This is a genomic window from Vibrio sp. EA2, assembly GCF_033042495.1.
Lineage (GTDB): Bacteria > Pseudomonadota > Gammaproteobacteria > Enterobacterales > Vibrionaceae > Vibrio.
In genome coordinates this window covers 251,132-271,171 of record NZ_JAWLID010000005.1, presented here as the reverse complement: position 1 = coordinate 271,171, position 20,040 = coordinate 251,132, and the positions used below count along the sequence as shown (strand labels likewise).

At 45.6% G+C, this 20,040-nt stretch carries 17 protein-coding genes; 8 read left to right on the top strand and 9 right to left on the bottom strand.

Annotated elements, in window-relative coordinates:
- The coding region (locus RXX31_RS14020; protein WP_317590111.1) for a transketolase-like TK C-terminal-containing protein at positions 1–372 on the top strand (372 nt) is incomplete at its 5' end.
- A gap of 87 nt (positions 373–459) precedes the next feature.
- Here RXX31_RS14020 and RXX31_RS14015 read toward each other — a convergent pair.
- Both RXX31_RS14015 and aroG read right to left on the bottom strand, forming a co-directional pair.
- Entirely contained in the window at positions 460–2,028 is a 1,569-nt protein-coding gene (locus RXX31_RS14015) for a PAS domain-containing methyl-accepting chemotaxis protein (RefSeq protein ID WP_317590109.1), read from the bottom strand.
- A 344-nt stretch (positions 2,029–2,372) separates the two neighbouring features.
- The gene (aroG, locus tag RXX31_RS14010; protein ID WP_317590128.1) at positions 2,373–3,425 is read right to left on the bottom strand and encodes a 3-deoxy-7-phosphoheptulonate synthase AroG; all 1,053 of its coding nucleotides are present in this window, start codon (positions 3,423–3,425) and stop codon (positions 2,373–2,375) included.
- 459 nt (positions 3,426–3,884) lie between these two features.
- Between aroG and RXX31_RS14005 the strand changes: the two genes are divergently transcribed.
- On the top strand, positions 3,885–4,868 hold the full coding sequence (locus RXX31_RS14005) for an OmpA family protein (protein WP_317590108.1): 984 nt from the start codon (positions 3,885–3,887) through the stop codon (positions 4,866–4,868).
- A 104-nt stretch (positions 4,869–4,972) separates the two neighbouring features.
- Here the strand turns inward: RXX31_RS14005 and RXX31_RS14000 are convergent, their stop codons facing one another.
- Complete coding sequence (locus RXX31_RS14000) at positions 4,973–5,575, bottom strand: beta-phosphoglucomutase family hydrolase (RefSeq protein ID WP_317590106.1); 603 nt, start codon at positions 5,573–5,575, stop codon at positions 4,973–4,975.
- A 76-nt stretch (positions 5,576–5,651) separates the two neighbouring features.
- On the opposite strand from RXX31_RS14000, the gene arfB reads away from it, so the two are divergent.
- Complete coding sequence (gene arfB / locus RXX31_RS13995) at positions 5,652–6,065, top strand: alternative ribosome rescue aminoacyl-tRNA hydrolase ArfB (RefSeq protein WP_317590104.1); 414 nt, start codon at positions 5,652–5,654, stop codon at positions 6,063–6,065.
- An 89-nt stretch (positions 6,066–6,154) separates the two neighbouring features.
- Here arfB and vmeZ read toward each other — a convergent pair whose 3' ends face one another.
- On the bottom strand, positions 6,155–9,307 hold the full coding sequence (vmeZ, locus tag RXX31_RS13990) for a multidrug efflux RND transporter permease subunit VmeZ (protein ID WP_317590103.1): 3,153 nt from the start codon (positions 9,305–9,307) through the stop codon (positions 6,155–6,157).
- An 8-nt stretch (positions 9,308–9,315) separates the two neighbouring features.
- Entirely contained in the window at positions 9,316–10,443 is a 1,128-nt protein-coding gene (gene vmeY / locus RXX31_RS13985) for a multidrug efflux RND transporter periplasmic adaptor subunit VmeY (protein WP_317590102.1), read from the bottom strand.
- Positions 10,444–10,847: 404 nt separating this feature from the next.
- Here vmeY and RXX31_RS13980 point away from each other — a divergent pair, with 404 nt between their 5' ends.
- Positions 10,848–11,312 carry a dCMP deaminase family protein gene (locus RXX31_RS13980; protein ID WP_264908610.1) on the top strand — a complete coding sequence of 155 codons (465 nt, stop codon included), beginning with the start codon at positions 10,848–10,850 and terminating at the stop codon, positions 11,310–11,312.
- A 79-nt stretch (positions 11,313–11,391) separates the two neighbouring features.
- On the opposite strand, the gene pepT is transcribed toward RXX31_RS13980, so the two are convergent.
- On the bottom strand, positions 11,392–12,624 hold the full coding sequence (pepT, locus tag RXX31_RS13975; protein WP_317590100.1) for a peptidase T: 1,233 nt from the start codon (positions 12,622–12,624) through the stop codon (positions 11,392–11,394).
- A gap of 103 nt (positions 12,625–12,727) precedes the next feature.
- On the bottom strand, positions 12,728–13,591 hold the full coding sequence (locus RXX31_RS13970; RefSeq protein WP_317590099.1) for a DUF6279 family lipoprotein: 864 nt from the start codon (positions 13,589–13,591) through the stop codon (positions 12,728–12,730).
- A gap of 259 nt (positions 13,592–13,850) precedes the next feature.
- Here RXX31_RS13970 and RXX31_RS13965 point away from each other — a divergent pair, with 259 nt between their 5' ends.
- On the top strand, positions 13,851–14,024 hold the full coding sequence (locus RXX31_RS13965; RefSeq protein ID WP_317590098.1) for an RNA helicase: 174 nt from the start codon (positions 13,851–13,853) through the stop codon (positions 14,022–14,024).
- A gap of 39 nt (positions 14,025–14,063) precedes the next feature.
- Here the strand turns inward: RXX31_RS13965 and RXX31_RS13960 are convergent, their stop codons facing one another.
- Together RXX31_RS13960 and narQ are read right to left on the bottom strand one after the other, a co-directional pair.
- Positions 14,064–14,678, bottom strand: a complete 615-nt coding sequence (locus tag RXX31_RS13960; protein WP_020334165.1) for a response regulator — start codon at positions 14,676–14,678, stop codon at positions 14,064–14,066.
- Between the two features lie 4 nt (positions 14,679–14,682).
- On the bottom strand, positions 14,683–16,419 hold the full coding sequence (gene narQ, locus RXX31_RS13955) for a nitrate/nitrite two-component system sensor histidine kinase NarQ (protein WP_317590096.1): 1,737 nt from the start codon (positions 16,417–16,419) through the stop codon (positions 14,683–14,685).
- A gap of 262 nt (positions 16,420–16,681) precedes the next feature.
- On the opposite strand from narQ, the gene napF reads away from it, so the two are divergent.
- From napF to napA, 3 genes are read left to right on the top strand one after another with little or no spacing between them, the layout of a single operon-like run.
- Entirely contained in the window at positions 16,682–17,173 is a 492-nt protein-coding gene (napF, locus tag RXX31_RS13950; protein ID WP_317590095.1) for a ferredoxin-type protein NapF, read from the top strand.
- Between the two features lie 35 nt (positions 17,174–17,208).
- Positions 17,209–17,517 (top strand): chaperone NapD, encoded by a 309-nt coding sequence (locus RXX31_RS13945; protein ID WP_317590094.1) that lies wholly within the window; start codon positions 17,209–17,211, stop codon positions 17,515–17,517.
- Positions 17,514–20,003, top strand: coding sequence for a periplasmic nitrate reductase subunit alpha (gene napA / locus RXX31_RS13940; RefSeq protein WP_317590093.1), 2,490 nt, complete (start codon positions 17,514–17,516; stop codon positions 20,001–20,003). The genes RXX31_RS13945 and napA overlap by 4 nt, the downstream gene beginning before the upstream one ends.
- Positions 20,004–20,040: the final 37 nt, after the last annotated feature.

Here is a 20,040-nt window from a genome sequence, read left to right as displayed (position 1 = left end):
ATCCTGAAAGATTGCGAAGGCAAGCCAGAGCTTATCCTTATCGCAACAGGCTCTGAAGTTGAGCTAGCAGTAGAAGCCGCAGCACAACTAACCGCAGAAGGTAAGCAAGTACGTGTTGTTTCAATGCCATCAACAGATGCATTCGACAAGCAAGACGCGGCTTACCGTGAAGCAGTACTGCCATCAGACGTGACAGCACGCATCGCTATCGAAGCGGGCATTGCAGACTTCTGGTACAAGTACGTGGGCTTCGACGGTCGCATCATCGGCATGACGACCTTCGGTGAATCTGCACCGGCAGGCGAACTGTTCAAGATGTTTGGTTTCACTACTGAAAACGTAGTAAACACAGCAAAAGAACTGCTTGCTTAATCGAAGATTCGCTTTCGATTAATTGCTAACAAAACAAAGCCCCGCTAATACAGCGGGGCTTTTTATTGTCTGAATAACCGATAATTCTTACGACGGCTTATCTTCAAAACGAAGCGCCAGTTGATAGAAATCTTTGACCTGCTCTTTTAGCTGAAGACTGTTTTGTTCGACAGAATGCGTCGCAGCTAAGTTCTGTTCTGCAGTAGAGGCGATAGACTGAATGTGCAAGTTCACATCACTCGCCAGTTTTAGCTGATTATCCGCTGTCTGCGCTACATCGACCATTAAACCACTCATGGTTTGCATCATCTGCTCGACTTCCGATAAGCGAACGGTACTCTGCTCTGCCACTTTAGAGCATGCATCAGTCTGCTCTTTATTGGTCAGAATGTCTTGCTGCCAACTCTGTATAGTCGACAACATGGTAGCAATGGACGCCTGGATTTGTTCTGTCGCATTAGAAGTCCGGCCGGAAAGCGCTCTGACTTCATCCGCAACGACAGCAAAACCACGACCTTGTTCGCCAGCCCTTGCAGCTTCAATCGCAGCATTCAATGCCAACAGATTGGTTTGATCAGCAATGCCACCGATTTCTTCCATCAAGTGACTCACTTTTTGTGCCTGATCACTCAATTTGTATGTCGTTTCAGTGGCCTGTTCAGCCTGCAGACTTAACTGAGTCAAGTTACTGTGAGTCTGAACGATGGTTTCTTTTGCCATCAAACACGACTTAAGCGTGTCATCAATAAGTAGATGCGCTTCATTCGTCGTCGAAGACGCCGAGTTAGCCGAGAGCTCGACCTCTTGCATGGCATCACGGACTCGATGAATATCGATGTTTTGCTGGTTGAGCGCATCATGCACTTCAGCCGTAGTCAGACTGAGATCTTCTGCGCACTCTTGTAGTGGTAAGGCTGAGTCTGTCATGCGCCCCAACACGGTTCGTATTCTGGCTGACAGCATTTTTATATGAAAGTCCGCAATCGAGAAAGCGCTACCACCCGAGTAAATGAGCCGGCTTACACTGTCATATTGCTTATGTAGTTTTTTTAATTGTTGCGGAGTATCAATCAGCTCTTGGCGAAACAGCAGAGCTAGCACTCCAGCTGGTAAAGCACTTGCTAACCAAGCTAAAGGGCCTTCAGCAGATAATGCATAAGCGGCAGCTGGCGCCGTCAAAGCACCAAGTAAAATCGCATAACGCAGTGTTTCATTAATCTTTACAGACCAAGTGCGACCAGACTTTTCCGCCGCTTTCATACGCTTATAAGCTCTGGTGGCGATATCTACCCATTCACGTTTCGGTTTAACACGTACGGATTGGTAGCCTACGACCTGATTATTTTCATATATCGGCGTCACATAAGCATCAACCCAGTAGTATCCGCCAGATTTGGTGCTGTTTTTTACCATGCCGCGCCACGCTTTACCTTGCTTAAGACGAGCCCACATGTCGCCAAACGCCCCTTTCGGCATATCATTATGACGTACAATGTTATGATTTTGACCGATCAACTCTTGGTTTGTGTATTCTGCAACTCGACAAAATGCCTCGTTGCAGTAAGTGATAACACCTTTCAGATTTGTAGTGGAGACCAGTTCTTCAAACTCTCCGATAAGAGTCTCATGATCGCTGTGATTTGAATTGACTGACATAGACAATGCTTCTCATATTTATAGTTATCATTCAGTAATAATTTGTTGAGCTATTACGAAGTAATTGATTCACGACCCTATCTGGGTGACCCTTTAACGGCAAGTCCTCACTTTTCTTAAGAGTAAATACGGAGAAATTTACGCAATTGCTTGCATTGAAAAGTTGTGCTTCGGCCTGTCAGGAAACTAACTACGGCTTGGTACAAATCAACGGGAAGATATTGAGATAGGGTTTGCCCCTCGATCGGAGCATCAGCCAGTTTGAAAGGATATAGCAGGGAGAAATAAAAAGAGCCAGTGGCATCAACTGTCACTGGCTCTTTAAAGTCTATGATTAAAACGTGTTACTTGTTACGGCGTGCTTTTACCGCATCGGCAAGCTGACGTAAAACAACTTCAGTATCTTCCCAGCCGATACATGCATCAGTGATTGACTGACCGTAAGTTGCTACTTCGCCATCAACAAGATCCTGGCGACCTTCAACTAAATGAGATTCAATCATCACACCAAAAATAGCGTCTTCTCCACCAGCAATCTGCTCTGATACATCGTCCGATACCAGCATCTGACGCTTGAACTGCTTCGAGCTGTTAGCATGGCTGAAATCGATCATCACTTTTTGTGGTAGACCTGCAGCTTCTAGCTCATCTTTAATTCGCGTCACATGCGCCGCACTGTAGTTTGGCTCTTTACCACCACGCAGAATGATATGGCAATCTGGGTTACCCGCCGTTTCAACAATCGCTGAGTGGCCGTACTTCGTTACCGATAAGAAGTGGTGAGAAGCACTTGCAGAACGAATAGCATCACTTGCAATCTTAATATTGCCATCGGTGCCGTTTTTGAAACCAACCGGGCAAGATAGACCAGATGCTAATTCACGGTGTACCTGTGATTCTGTCGTACGCGCACCAATCGCACCCCAGCTAATAAGATCAGCAACGTATTGAGGCGTAATCATGTCTAGGAACTCACTGGCTGTTGGTAATCCCATATCAGTGAGGTCAAGAAGCAATTTACGTCCGATGCGCAAACCGTCGTTCAGTTTATACGTGTCATTCAGGTACGGGTCGTTAATCAGGCCTTTCCAACCTACGGTCGTACGTGGCTTTTCAAAGTAGACTCGCATCACGACTTCCAGCTGATCACCGAGCTCATCACGCAGTACTTTTAACTTTTTACCGTATTCAACTGCCGCTTCTGGGTCATGGATCGAGCACGGACCCACGATAACAAGCAGTCGGTCATCTTTCCCTTCCAAGATGTTATGAATAGCATTACGACAATCAAAAGTAGTTGAAGCAGCGGTTTCAGTGGTTGGAAATTTCTCTAAAACTGCGACTGGTGGTAGCAGTTCTTTTACTCTATTAATTCTTACATCATCAGTTTGAAACATTACTTCTACATCCTGGTTGTTATTACTGACCCACTTTTTGCCAACGATAAGCATTGCAATATTGTTCATAAAGCAAGCAGCAACAAGGGCTGTGGTTCATTTTTGACTTTCGATGCAAGTAACTTATCGGCTTCGCCATAGACTTGCAATCACTTTTTGCAAATGAATGCAAACAAATTACCAGTAATAAACAATGAACACGATGTAAACTATTGTTTACGTAAAAAAGTTCAAAATTATCAAATATTTTCTTATGCATTTTAAATTCTTTACTACAATGTAAGAAATATCAGAAGTTTGTGGGGTATTAAATACAGAAAAGTTTTTCTAGTTCTAATATTTTGTTGCTTGATATGAAATGAATAAACTATTAAACTAATTTCTTATAATCACTAGTTTTTTCTTTAATTTTGATAACTAGACGTATAAATTAATATGCAATCAATACAAGGAAACATTATGAACAAAGTAGCAATTGCAGTAGCAGCGGTGGTAGCTGGTGGTAGCGCTCTTTTGAACACTGCTCAAGCTGAAATGTATATCGGGGGCAAAGTGGGCATGAGTACACTCGATGATGCTTGCTATCTAAACAGCCCTTGTGATGATGAAGCATTCGCGGCCGGAATGCACGTTGGCTATGGCTTTAATGAATATTTTGATCTTGAATATGGTGTAGACTTCCTAGGCAACTACGAAGCTAACTTCAAGTCAGCAGCGGGCGCTGATACTATCGATGGCGACCTGTGGGCAATGACACTTGCACCTAAGCTAAACCTACCTCTTTCAGACGATTTCAACTTGTTTGCTAAGATCGGTGGTGCTTACATGATGTCTGGTGACGAAAAAGATTTCGTACCAACAGGTTCACTAGGTGCTGAGTACGCTCTTAACCGAAACCTAAGTCTTCGTGCAGAATACCAACGTTACCAAGACATGTCTGATGACGTGTGGGACGATATGGACGCAAACTTCTTCTCTGTTGGTGTTAACTACACATTCGCAGCTGCTCCTGTAGTCGCGGCCGTAGTTGAGCCAGAGCCAGAGCCAGAACCAGTAGCGGTAATGAAGACCCACAAAGAAGAGTACGGTTCAGGTACGTTTGAGTTTGATAGCGCAAAACTTACACCTGAAGCGACTGGACGTCTTGACACCTTCGTTGATCACTTGAACGAATACCCTCAAGCTAACGTAGAGATTACAGGTTACACTGATAGCTCAGGTCCAGCAGCGTACAACCAAAAACTGTCTGAGCGTCGCGCTCAAGCGGTTGCTGATTACCTAACAGCAGCTGGTATTGATGCAGGCCGTCTAACTGTGTCTGGCATGGGTGAAGAAAACCCAGTGGCTGACAACAGCACTAAAGAAGGCCGCGCGCTAAACCGTCGTGTTGAAGTAGTGGTTCCAGAATTCGAGTACGAAGTAATCGAAATGGTTCAACCATAAGCTCAGAGCTTTCAATACATTGATCATCAAGGGGTGCATTCGCACCCCTTTTTACTTGCAGCTACAGCGCTTAAAACAGGCTAACCGTTAACGCACTTACTCGTTTACGGCTTAGCGAAGAAAACGAGATCATCCTCTACTACCATGACGCAATCCATTCCTGCGGCATGTGCAGCTCGCTTGCCCAATTCCGTATCTTCGAAAACTAGACAGTTTGACGCTTCTAAGCCCAGGTGTTCTGCCGCCATAAGAAATGTGTCTGGAAACGGCTTGTGATTTTCTACATCTGTCGCGGTAACGACAGCATCCAACTTGTCTAATAAGCCCGCGTGACTTAGTAAGCGCATCGCACTTTCGCGTTGACTTCCCGTCCCTACTGCGATTTTTTTAACGCCTAGATACTCTTCTAACACGACGTTAGTGCAAGGAATATTCTCACCGTGCAATTCCATTGCAGAGAAGGTTTCCATCTTAAATCGCGCTACTTGTTTCGGGTTAAGCGATAGCCCGTGTTTGTTATTTAACTCAATAACAATCTTAAAGCTCGGCATGCCCCCTAAACTGTGGAACCAATCCTGACAAAATGGAAAATCAAATCGTTCTGCTGTTGCTTGCCAAGCGGCAAGATGGGCTGGCATGGTATCAATCAAGGTACCATCCATATCGAAGATGAATCCCTCATATGGTCTAAAATCAATCGTATTCATGTCTTTTCTTCTATTCTTATATCTGTAATGTTAATTTATCAGCTCTTTTAATCGTCCCTATCGGCATTCTCTTATCATGCTCAAAATTTCGAACTCCGTCACACTTCAAGAATGGGAAATCCAGTTATCCCCAATAAGAGCTCAAGGAAATGGTGGGCAGAACGTTAATAAAGTTGCGACTGCAATTCACTTGCGCTTCGACATACACCACTCAACATTACCGGAGTTCTACAAAGAGCGTTTACTCGCGCTTTCGGACAATCGTATATCAAAAGATGGCGTAATTATTATCAAAGCACAGCAATTCCGGACGCAGGAACAGAACAAAGAAGACGCACTAAATCGTCTACAAGAGCTGATTACATCTGCTGCTATACAACAAAAGAAGCGCATTAAAACAAGACCAACCCGCGCTTCGCAACGTCGTCGGCTTGACAGTAAAAATAAGCTGGGCGCTAAAAAGCAACAACGTAAGAAAGTGCAGTATTAAACACAAGTAAATAACCAAGAAAAAGCCCGAACCGGATGATATTTCGGGCTTTTTTGATTTAAAGGTAGCGGGCTAACCTTTGATCATCACTACTCATCATCGAGAGGAATAGGTTTGGTATTACCACCGTGTACCTTCTCACGCTGTTTCTGCACCAGAGCATAGAAGCCTGGGATCAGGAAGGTACCCGCGAGAAGCACACATAGCAGACCACCAATGAGGGAGATACCCAAAGAGTTCTGACTCACATGTCCAGCGCCTGCAGCAAAAATCAGTGGGAAAATACCCAAGATAAATGACCAGGATGTCATGTTCACCGCTCTAAAGCGCAATGTACCGCCCTTCACTGCCGCACTATCAATATCTGCGTCTTTCTCTTCGCGTTCCTGCTTCGCAAACTCCACAATCAGGATCGCGTTCTTGGCGGCTAACGCTATCAGCAGTACGAGACCTATCTGAGCGTACAAGTTCAACGGCGTTCCGGTTAGATTGAGTGCAAGGAAAGAACCGAGTGTCGCGACCGGAACGACGAGTATTATCGCCAGAGGGATACTCCAGCTCTCATACTGCGCCACCATGAACAGGTAAATAAAGATCAGTGCCAATGCAAAGGCATAAATCGCCTGATTGCCGGCCAGTACCTCTTGATAAGCCATGCCCGTCCACTCATAGGTGTAACCTTGAGGTAGAACCTCTGCCGCGACACGCTCCATGGCTGCGATCGCGTCACCACTTGAATAACCCGGTGCTGGTTGGCCTTGAATAATCGCGCTGCGGTACATGTTGTATCGCCATGCAACATCTGGCTCAAACACCTGCTCGTAACTGACCAGTGTGCTTAGCGGAACCATATCTCCACCAGCCGTACGCACGTGGAAACGTTCTAAGTCCTGCATGCTACTACGATGTTGGCTGTCCGCTTGCATGGTCACTCGGAAGTTCTTACCAAACATGGTGAAGTCATTCACATACAAACTGCCTAAGTTGCCTTGCAGTGTCTGGAAGATTGAGGACAATGAAATACCGAGTTGCTGCGCCTTTTCACGATCAATATCAACGTAGTAATGCGGTACGTTGGCTCGGAATGTACTGAAGGTATAAGCAATTTCAGGCGCTTGATTTGCTGCCTGAATCATCTCACCCATCACCATGGACAAATCGGTACGGCTACGTCCCAATGTATCTTCTAGGACGAATTCAAACCCTGATGCCGCCCCCATGCCCGGAACCGCAGGCGGCCCCATTGCAAATACGACAGCCTGAGGCAACTTCGTCGCGGCAAGGCCGTTGATACGGTTAGCAATAGTATTCGCGGAATGGTCTCCGTCTAAGGCGTTTCGCGTCTCCCAGTCATGCAATTTAATGAACATAGAGGCACCGTTTGAAGCGGCTGCACCAGTCATAAATGAATAACCGTTTGCTACTGTTACCCCATCCACGCCCGGCTCTTGCTCAACCATTTGCATCAACTCGCTCGTCACTTCTTCAGTACGAGATAATGAAGCAGAATCTGGCAGTTGAACATTCACCAGTAAGATGCCTTTATCTTCCTGAGGAACAAATGCCGTAGATGTCGTCTTGGCAAAGAATGTTACCGCTGCCACTGCAACAATGAAGAAGGTCACTAGCAACAGTGATTTCTTGACCAAGAAACCTGCAACCTGACTATAGCCTTTGGTCACACGCTCTAAACCACGGTTAAATGCTTGGAACCAGTTTGCGGTATTGCCACCACCTTGTTTTAACACCAATGAACATAACGCCGGAGAGAGGGTTAATGCGTTGATCGATGAGATCACTACCGAGATACAAATAGTCAGTGCAAACTGACGATACATAATGCCAGTGATACCAGGAAGCATCGCAACCGGTAGGAACACCGCAAGAAGCACCAAGGTTGAGGTGATGATCGGCCCGGTTACCTCCTTCATCGCGAGCAAGGTGGCTTTACGCGGTGAAATCGTCGGGTCTTTCGCCATAGTGGTATCGACGTTTTCGATAACCAAGATAGCGTCATCCACCACGATACCAATCGCGAGAATCAAACCAAACAGGGTTACGGTATTAATCGTAAAGCCGGTCACTTGCATGATGGCGAACGTACCAATCAGAGAAACCGGAATCGCGATCACCGGAATCAGCGTTGCGCGAGCACTGCCTAAGAACAGATACGTAACGGCAATAACGAGTAAAATGGCCTCGATTAGAGTTTTGACAACCCCTTTAATAGACTCCGAAACGAAAAGCGTCGTATCGTAACTGGTTTCGTAGGCCATGCCTTCCGGGAAATCTTGACTTAAACGTTCGAGTAGATCCATGACCGCTTGGCCACTTTCCAGCGCGTTTGCATCAGACTGAAGAGACAAAGCCACAATAGACGCATCTTGGCCGCGGAACTGACCGTTACCATCGTAAAACTTTTTACCCAGCTCCACGCGAGCGACATCTTTCAGGTAAACGCTTGAGCCATTGGAATTGGCGCGAAGTACCACATTCTCAAACTCGCTCACGCTCTCCAAGCGACCTTTAGTCACCAGATTGAACTGAACTTCCTGAGGATTATTGTAAGGAGCTGCGCCTACTCGGCCAGCCGCAACCTGAACGTTTTGCTCCGCCAGCGCGGCGTATACATCCGATGTGGTTAGCTTAAGATTGGCCATTTTTTCAGGGTCCAACCAAACTCGCATCGCGTATTCACCGCCACCAATTACATTAACTTCACTGATCCCTTTCGCACGAGCAAGCTGATCTTTGACGTTAAGATTGATGTAGTTGATGAGGAACTGGTCGTCATACTTGCCGTCCGGCGAGTAAAAGTTCAACACCATCAGCAGGTCTGGTGAACGTTTTTTAACCGTCACACCCACCATTCGAACTTCTTGGGGTAGCTTCGACTCAATCTGTGACACTCGGTTCTGAACGTTAACCTGTGCCATGTCGGGATCGGTTCCCACATCAAAGGTAACGTTCAAACTGTACGAGCCATCGTTGGCACTTTTAGAAGACATATAAATCATATCTTCTACCCCGTTCACGGATGTTTCTATCGGGTCGGCTATCGCTTGTTCGACAACCTCAGCGCTTGCCCCTGTGTAATACGCTGAGACGCTGACAGAGGGCGGGCTTATTTGTGGGTACTCCGCCACGGGCAGGATCGCTAATGAGATCGCACCCGCCAAGGTCAAAACAATCGAAATGACCAGAGCAAACTTAGGTCTTTGTATAAAGAAACGACTTAACATTCTACCTCCTACTGTTCAGTTTCAGTTGGAGTTTGAATACTGACTTCGATGCCGTTGCGTACTCGCTGCAATCCCTGGGTAATGACAGAATCATTCTGCGCTAAACCTTTGCGAATAATGATCCCTTGCTCTACTTGTGCGCCCAACTCGACGTTACGACGTTCTGCAATATTGCCTTCAGTGGTCACCATCACAAAGTCACCTTCCAGATCGGTCTGCACCGCTCGGCGTGGCACAGCAATAGCGTCTCTTGCATTCTTATCACGCAAATTTACTTTGATGTGCTGGCCCGGCAGCAGCTTATGATCCGGGTTTGTTACGATGGCTCGCATCGCAATCGTCCCCGTCTGGGTATCAATACGGTTACCCAAGAAGTCGAGTTGTCCTAAGTGTTCAAAAAACTCGCCGTTCTCAAGCTCTAACTGTACTTCGACACTGCTGGATTCGGCTGAACCATCACCTTTCACACGGTCCATGCCCATAGCAAGGCGTTCACGTTCACTGACGCTGAATGATGTATGAACCGGATCTAAACTCACCAGAGTAGTCAAAACGCCTGATGATGGAGAAACCAAATCACCGGTGCTGACTTTAGTATCACTGATGCGTCCGCTGAATGGCGCACGAATTTGCGTGTAAGAGAGATTAACCTCGGCGAGCTTAAGCTGCGCGTTAGCGGCTTCAAGCTCAGCCCTTGCACCTAAAAGTGCAGCGGTCAGCGCGTCAAACTCTGATTGAGAAATACTGCCGCGAGGAAGCAGGTTTGTTCCGCGTTGATGGTCGAGTTCCGCTTTCTTGAGCGCCGCTTTCGCCTGGGCTAATGTTGCTTTTGCACTGGCTACCTGAGCCTCGAAAGAAGAAGGTTCGATAGAATAAAGGAGCTGGCCTTTTTCTACCATTTGTCCTTCTTCGAAATGACGTGCTTTCAGATAGCCCGAAACTTGAGCGGTAATATTGGTATCTTCTACCGCCTCAATACGGCCGATGTACGACTTGCTCGGTTGGTAGTCGATGACGATCACATCCTGTGTCACAACGAGAGGCGCTTGATTGCCTGTCTGGCTCATGTTTGCTTCTCCGCATCCTGCAAGAATAGTTGTAGCCGCTATTAGCGTGACAAGTGTTTTCTTTTGCATGTATTTACCATTTTTATGGAACAGGATATTATTAAAAACCCGTCAACCTTACCGCCTGTCGAGTGCGAATTCTCCTACATAAATTGTTCAGATCGTTTCTAAGTGTAATGAAATGAAACGAAGTAAAATTAATGTGATACGAAGGGAATTTTTTTATGATTTTTATTTCTCCCACAACATCAAAACTCGCCAATCATCCGTGCTGTGTATGCCTGTTCATCTAGCCCCTATTGAAGCCATCAGCGCGTAGATTTAGATACGTGTTAAGCGAAAAAGTGACTTTTCTCCTCCACCAGAGCAATGAAAGTGGCTATTTAAGCGCTAATCATGGTTTTTTGACTATTTTTTACAACAAAATGAGTTATCATTTCGATATTTCAAAGCCTTCGATAGAGAGGATGTACATGATTTCTAAATGGGCGAAACGTTTTTACCAAATGGCTGAGTTGGTGGCGTCTTGGAGTAAAGACCCGTCGACGCAAGTTGGTGCCGTCATTACTAAGCAAAACCGTATCGTTTCTGTTGGCTTTAACGGCTACCCACACGGGGTTTCTGACAGTGTAGACACCGATGAGCGAGAGCTGAAATACCTAAAGACGCTGCATGCCGAAGAGAACGCCATTCTGTTTTCTAAGCGCGACTTAGACGGCTGTGATATCTGGGTTACGCATTTCCCGTGCCCTAACTGCGCAGCAAAGATTATTCAGACGGGTATCTCCCGGGTACATTGCCCAGAGCAATCAGAAGATTTTCTGTCTCGCTGGGGAGATAAGATTCAGGTTAGTCAGGATATGTTCGATCAAGCTGGTGTAGAAGTGGATTGGTTGCCGTTAGAAGACATCGAAATTGAAGGTAAAGACGTTCGTTAATCTTTATTTAAAATAACACTAAAAACACAACAGCCCAGATCTTGTCTGGGCTGTTTTTATTTGTTCGCGGTAGTTTCTATCACTTTTGGTATTTCTTCGCAGTTAGCTCTGCAATTTTGGCGATCACTAACACCGATTTTTCCATCATTTCTACTGAAACGAATTCATGGATACCATGAAAGTTAAACCCGCCGGTGAAGATATTTGGGCATGGTAACCCCATAAACGATAAACGAGCGCCATCGGTTCCGCCTCGTATTGGTTTAATCATAGGCTCAACATCGCACCCTTCCATTGCTTGCTTTGCAATATCAATAATATGAGGATGTGGCTCAACCATCTCACGCATGTTGTAGTAACTGTCTGTGATCTGAATTTCTACACCACCATGTTTGAGACCAGAGTTCATCTCATCCACCAATTTACGCATAAAAACTTTACGACTCTCTAAACCTTCGCGATCGAAATCCCGGATTATATAGCCCAGTTCACTTTGGGCAATACCCATGCTGCCGGACTTGAGATGGTAGAAGCCTTCATAACCTTCTGTGGTTTCGGGCGTTTGATCTTCTGGCATCTGAGTTTGGAATTTGGCCGCCAGGTTCATCGCGTTGACCATTTTCCCTTTAGCGGTTCCCGGATGAACACTGACACCATGGAAAATCACATCCGCACTCGCGGCATTAAAGTTCTCATATTCCAGCTCGCCTTGTGGACCACCATCGATCGTGTAAGCCCATTGTGCACCAAACTTCTCAACATCAAACTTATCGGCACCTCGGCCAATCTCTTCATCGGGCGTAAATCCGATGCAGATGTCTCCGTGAGGAATATCAGGGTTTGCATTCAGCATTGCAACTGCCGACAAGATTTCTGCTATTCCCGCTTTATTGTCTGCGCCTAGAAGGGTCTTACCATTGGTGGTGATAAGGTTGTGACCATGAAGCTGATGCAGCTCAGGATATTGAACTGGCGAGAGCACTTCGTCACCAAGCCCCAATGCAATGTCACCTCCCTGATAGTCTTCTACAAATTGTGGTGACACATTTTTACCAGAAGCATCTGGTGATGTATCCATATGAGCGATGAAACCAATAGCTGGTACGTCGTAATTCACATTGGATGGCAGCTTGGCCATCAGGTAACCATTGTCCGTTAGAACGATATCAACTAACCCAAGGTCAATCATTTCTTGTCTTAAATGTTGTGCAAAAACAAGCTGCCCCGAACTGCTTGGACAGGTTGTCGCTTTGGGGTTTGACTTAGTATTGAACGTGACGTAGCGAAGAAATCTCTCAACTAAATGCTTCATAATTATTCTCATTACTCTGGGCTTTTTTGCATGTTACGCCCACAGTAGAATAAGAACTTGCTTTGAATCAGTTTCTACTTAAAAACAGCGTGAATAACACTGGTCAATTGAGAAGCTCTTGCCCTAACACACGCCAGTCCGCAACGTTACCGTGAAAATGTTGCCACTGCTTTTTGGTCATTGACTTAGAGAGGGAGAACATAAGCTGCTCCACCAGCTCGATATTGCTCTCGATATTTTTAGACAATCGTTGACTGTAAAAACTCTCTGGCTCAAACAGTAATTGCATGAACACTCTCTGATAAATAGCGCGGTCAGATTTATGCTCGAACATATATTCAAGCTCTTGATATATTGACGCACGATAATTACGCCACAGAGGACTGTTGAGAATAACTTGATTGGAAAATTGCTTCACATACCCTTGCTGGTCATCATTTAATTCTCCTATCCATTCTGTCACCCACTCCTCAGTATTATCAAGCACTATCTCTCTGACTTCACTCTCTGTTTTATCAGCATATTTGGCGTTCCTCTTCCTATAGTCCTTTTGCACGTTGAGTAAAAATTCTCGCTCCTGCTCCGGTGTTAATAGCAAGCTGAGTGAGAACAATTCAGGCGCCACTTTGCTGACTATTCGGTCATAATGTTGACGAAATCTATCACGACTTTGCTGTAGGTAATTTAACGTTACATCTTCGGCGGTCATTGTTTCCATTTGCTTTAAATGGTCAACATAACGCGGTAGTTCTTCTTTCTTATGCCACTCAACTAATAGTAATAACCTCTCTTCGAGTAAGCTCTCTTGCTCCTGATTGAGCGTGACATAATCGTCCAAATATTCGAGGACGAACCAATCCAGATTGTTATATAAAAATTTCTTCGTGCACCCAGCCAGAACAAGAATGGAAATCAATATAAGACTGTACCGAAGCACTTTTTTAGATACGCCATATAATTTAATCACTTACTGAATTCCCTTTTCTTTCGATTACGCTCTATAATCAGTGATATCACTTAATATTGCGGCAAACTTACCTTGAAGTGACAAATATTTGTTGTCACCCTAATAGAATATAGAGTTTGAAAATAACTTTTAGATCATTACTATCCGCAAAAAAGTGAATTAGAGCGTATTGGTTGGCTAAAAATTACACCGAATAGCGCTCCGTATAACGGCATATAATTTGCTTGAATAGTTTTAGGATGGTTTATGGAGGCTAAGTATGGCTGCCGTTGAGCAACTTGATGACAGTGTAGAGTATGAAATTCTATATTTTGAGCAGGGAAGAATGTTCCGCATGATGGTCGACGCCGAGAGCAAAGACTCGGCGTATCAGTTTTATTTAGGGTGTGGGAAGCATATTAGCGACTTGTACTCGATTCGCCCAGATTATTAATATCCCACCTCTATGGTAAATAGAGGTGGGTTTAAAGTGTTATTTGCTATCGCCAAAACGTTCTAAGTAAAGAACGGTTGCTGCTGTGCGAGACGGTACTTTCAGTTTTTTTAGCAAACTCTTCATGTGCACTTTGACTGTCGATTCTGAGATGAAAAGGCGGTCTGCAATTTGTTTGTTGCGAAACCCTTTCGCCACTTCTTTGAGTATTTGGCTCTCACGCTCGGTTAACGCATCAAATACGTCTTCTTGCTCGCCTCGCTCACTCAGATACTTTGCCACTTCCTGGCTGTATGTTTTGTCACCACTATGAGCCTGCTTCAACAACTCTACTAGCTCATCTGGCTCAGTATCTTTAAGCAAGTACCCATCGGCACCGGTGCGAACAATCGCATCAATATCCGCCGGACTATCCGAGACCGTTAAAATAACAATGCGCGCTTCACATCCGTCAGCTCGCAATGCTTTTAGCGTATCCAAGCCAGACATTCCCTTCATATTAAGATCGAGAAGCACCAAATCCAGTTCTAATTCATGCGCTTTAGCAACAGCGTCCGCGCCATTACTCGCTTCTGCAACCACTTCAAATTCCGGCTCGAAACTCAAAAGCTGTTGGATACCACGTCGCATTAGTGGATGATCATCCACCAGCATCACTTTATACGCTGTCAATGTTTACTTCCTTACTATGTTGGAATTCAAGTGTTACGGTACAGCCGTTATTTTTCGATGCTTCCACGTGAAGATCGGCATGCAGCCTTGTGGCTCGCTCCTGCATGATACTCATACCGTAATGATTAATTTTTTCGTCTTGATGCTCAAAGCCTACTCCGTCATCTTCTATTGTTACTGTGATCTTTCCTTCATAATCAAGGCACTGAATAACAATATTGTCGGCTTGCGCATGCTTAATTGCGTTAATGGTTGCTTCTCTAATCAACTGTAGTAAATGAACCTGTTGATGCGCATCTAATTCTGTCGAAGAAAGACGGTTGTGTAGGGAGATCTCAGTCACGGTTTGTTCATTCAACGTCGCGACCATTTCTTGCAACGCCTGTCCGAAACTGCCCTCTTTGATCGTTAAGCGGAACGTCGTCAGTAGTTCTCTGAGCTGTGTATACGCAGCAGATAAGCCAGTATCCAGCTCAGCAATCACCTGATTCGCTTGCTCTATCGCCTTTTCATCTGGCAAATTTTTCACACTTCTTTTGAGCAAAGCGACCTGGATCTTCAGGTAAGACAGTGCCTGAGCCAATGAATCATGCAATTCTCGCGCAATGGTGGCGCGTTCTTCCATTAGCAATATTTGTTCGGCTTGGAGCTGGGCCCGATTGTAATACACGGCTCGGGAAAGAATTTGCACAAAGTTATCAATTAAGGATTCATTGGGACAAGGCAGCCCCGCCTTCCAATAAAGGAACCCCAAGTGCTCGCCATCAAGTTCCAACGGCTCAGCATGGCAGGCTTCATCACAGTCATGACAACATTCTTCTCCTTCAGTGAGGATCCAATTAGGCTCGCCAAGCTGTTCGATCTCCAGTTTGACCGCTTTAATGCCCTCCAGGCTAGCCAGGTGCTGTAAAATCGTCTGAAAGTTATCCTGACTAATTCGTGAAGCCGTCAGTTCTTTTGACGAGTCATACAGCACTTCGAGTGACTGGTTCGCTTGCTGTAATTTTCGCGTCTTCTCGTCCACCGCTTTCTCTAAACCTCGGTATAGTTTGCCAAGATCGGTCGACATACGATTAAAGGTACGCGTCAATATGCCCATTTCATTGTTGCTGGGTGCTTCAAGGGCAATATTGAAAGAACGGTTTTGTATCTGTTCACTCGCCACGATCAAAGAGCGTAGTGGCTTCACCACTTCACGACGAACAAAGAGAACGACGAAGATACTGACACAAAGAATCCCACCGAGGCCAAGCCCACCAATCCAGGCCAAATTGATCAACTTTTGTTCTGAAAAACTTTGCAGCTTAAATACAAACTCATCAATCTGCTGAACGAACCCTGCGACTAACATTTGATAGTCGCTTGGGTCGTCTCGCTTGAGAACGACTTTGAGTTCATGCCATCGAGTAATTAAACCGAGGTAATCTTGGGTAATGTCTTTTGGAACCGACCAATTTTGCAACGCTTGCATGGAAGGCGAATAAATCGATCGCTCGAATGCGTCTATATGAGCAGCGTAATCATTGGATTTGATCTGAATGTCATTAGCTAAGCGGTAACTCTGCATACGCATAGACCCTGCAACGTTAACCGCTTCGGCATCATTGAGGCTGGATGCAAGGGTAAAGATAGCAAAACCAGTCGTAGCGACAGACAACAACAAAATGCCCAGCATGGCCGTTGCAATCGTCCCGGTTACTGACTTTTTTACATTTTTAAACAACCTAGGTTCCTCACTTTATTGTCCAATTGGCTTGTCCAGTGAGCCTATGACGTTTCAACATCATCAATATGTGATCACTCGCGACAGAATTTATTGATCTAAAACAATAATACCCCCCGTTTAACCCCTTGGAGGTATTTATACGAATATGTCAAAAACTACAATTTCGTGAGCGTTAATGACAGTTTATTAATAAAAAATTGTGGTCTAAGCTTAGTTGAGTGCCAAATTTTAAAATGAACATCCGCGTCGAGGTGGCTAAGTGGTAAACCTTTCGAGAAGAAGACTCTTTGCAAGAAAAACGCACTCCGATGATGCGGTACGACTACCTTGGTTAGCACAGCCTGAGCACTTTACTGACGGTTGTACTCGCTGTGGTAAGTGCATAGATGTCTGTGAAACTAAAATTATAACCAAAAGTGACGGCGGATTCCCATCGGTCGATTTTACTATCGATGAATGTACATTTTGTTATCAATGCGCCGACGCCTGTCCAGAGCCACTATTTTTAGCAGAAACAGAGCAACCTTGGCAGGCCAAAGCGCAAATCAATGACCGATGTTTAGCAAAAAGTAATGTTGAATGCCGAAGCTGCGGGGACATGTGCGACCCAATGGCCATTCAGTTCAAATTAGAACTGGGCAAAGTAGCACAACCAATTTTGAACCTTGATGAATGTAACGGGTGTGGCGCATGTGTTTCAGTGTGCCCAACTTCATCCATCAATGTGAGCAACATAAATATAACTGCCTGAGCCGTATCTAGAAAGGCAACAACAGAGAGAGCTGTATGTCACTAAACGAAGTGCATATTTCAAGTTTGGTAGTACACGTACTGCCTGAACATCTGGATGAGATTAAAGCCCAGATCGAAGCATATGAAAATGCAGAGATTTACGGCGACAGTCCTGAAGGCAAAATCGTTGTGGTGCTTGAAACCGAGAACCAGGGTTTCATCACCGACACTATCGATGCGATTAACAATTTACCGAATGTCTTAAGTACAGTCCTGGTTTACCACCAAATTGAGACTGAGCTTGAACAAGCTGATGAACAAGACACTGGAACACAACATTCCCAAATTGAGGGTGAAGTATGAAAATGACAAGACGTGCGTTTGTGAAAGCAAACGCGGCTGCATCAGCGGCTGCTGTCGCAGGTATTACACTACCAGCGTCTGCAGCAAACCTGATCGCAAGCTCTGATCAAAGTAAAATTACGTGGGACAAAGCGCCTTGTCGTTTTTGTGGTACAGGCTGTTCTGTTCTTGTTGGTACGCAAAACGGCAAAGTCGTTGCGACACAAGGTGATCCAGAAGCACCTGTAAACAAAGGCCTGAACTGCATTAAAGGTTACTTCTTGTCTAAAATCATGTACGGGCAAGACCGTCTGACACAGCCATTATTGCGTATGAAAGATGGCAAGTACCATAAAGACGGTGATTTTACGCCAGTTTCGTGGGATGCCGCATTCGATATCATGGCAGAGAAGTGGAAAGCCTCTCTGGAGAAAAAAGGCCCAACTAGTGTTGGTATGTTTGGTTCTGGTCAATGGACAGTAATGGAAGGCTACGCTGCAGCAAAAATGATGAAAGCAGGCTTCCGTTCGAACAACATCGACCCGAATGCTCGTCACTGTATGGCCTCAGCAGTAGTCGGCTTCATGCGCGCCTTTGGTATTGATGAGCCAATGGGCTGTTACGACGACTTCGAAAACGCGGACGCATTCGTGCTTTGGGGTTCTAACATGGCCGAGATGCACCCAGTACTATGGACTCGTATCACTGACCGTCGTTTGAGCCACCCTCATGTGAAAGTAAACGTGCTTTCTACTTATTACCACCGTTCATTTGAGTTGGCTGACCACGGTTACATTTTCAATCCTCAGTCTGACCTTGCGATCGCAAACTTTATTGCCAACTACATCATCGAGAATGATGCGGTAAACTGGGACTTCGTCAACAAGCACACCAACTTTACACAGGCTGATACTGATATCGGCTATGGCTTACGTGATGATGACCCATTACAAGTCGCTGCCAAGAATCCAAACTCAGGCAAACTCACTTCTATCTCTTTTGAAGAGTACAAGAAGTCTGTCGCTCCTTACACTGTAGAGAAAGCGTCAGAGATTTCTGGTGTTGAGAAAGAGAAACTGATCGAGCTTGCTAAGCAATACGCCGATCCAAACACCAAGGTGATGTCACTTTGGACCATGGGTATGAACCAACACACTCGTGGCGTATGGATGAACAACCTGGTTTACAACATTCACCTGCTAACGGGTAAAATTGCGACTCCGGGTAACAGCCCATTCTCACTAACGGGTCAGCCATCGGCTTGTGGTACGGCACGTGAAGTAGGTACCTTTGCTCACCGTCTGCCAGCAGACATGGTGGTAGCAAATCCTAAACACCGTGAAATTGCCGAGAAGATCTGGAAATTACCTGAAGGTACGATTCCACCAAAACCAGGCTTCCACGCGGTTCTCCAAGATCGCATGCTCAACGATGGCGTGTTGAACTGTTACTGGGTTCAATGTAACAACAACATGCAAGCAGGTCCGAACATTAACACTGAACGTCTTCCTGGTTACCGTAACCCAGAAAACTTTATTATTGTGTCTGACCCATACCCAACCGCGACAGCACAAGCGGCAGACTTAGTGCTTCCTACCGCAATGTGGATTGAGAAAGAAGGCGCTTACGGTAACGCAGAACGCCGTACTCAAGCCTGGTATCAACAGGTTGGTACTGTGGGTGAAGCGAAATCAGACTTATGGCAGGTGATGGAGTTCGCGAAACGCTTCAAAATGGAAGAAGTGTGGCCTGAAGAGTTACTGGCAAAAGCGCCAGAGTATCGTGGTAAAACCATGTATGACATGCTGTTCAGAAACGGTCAGATCGACAAGTTCCCAGTCGAAGAAGCGCGTGAACTGAACGACGATTCTCATCACTTTGGCTACTACGTTCAGAAAGGCCTGTTCGAAGAGTACGCAACATTTGGTCGCGGTCATGGCCACGACTTGGCACCATACGATGTTTACCATACTGTGCGCGGATTACGCTGGCCAGTTGTCGATGGCAAAGAAACGCAGTGGCGCTTCAAAGAAGGCTCAGATCCTTATGCGAAAGCAGGCTCAGGCTGGGATTTCTACGGTAACGCGGACGGTAAAGCGAAGATCATCTCTGCGCCATACGAAGCGCCACCGGAAATGCCGGACTCAGAATACGACTTATGGCTATGTACCGGCCGTGTTCTTGAACACTGGCATACAGGCACCATGACTCGTCGTGTTCCTGAGCTTTACAAAGCGGTTCCAGACGCAGTGTGTTACATACACCCGGATGACGCGAAAGCGCGTAATGTTCGCCGCGGCGAAGAAATACTCATCACCAATAAACGTGGTGAAGTCCGCGCTCGTGTAGAAACCCGAGGCCGTAACCGTCCGCCAAAAGGCTTGGTCTTTGTACCATTCTTTGATGCTCGTATCTTGATTAACAAGTTAATCCTGGATGCGACTGACCCACTGTCAAAACAGACAGACTTTAAAAAGTGTCCAGTCAAAATCACCAAGATCGCTTAACGCTTCAGATATCGAATAATATGGCCGTCCTCGTGGC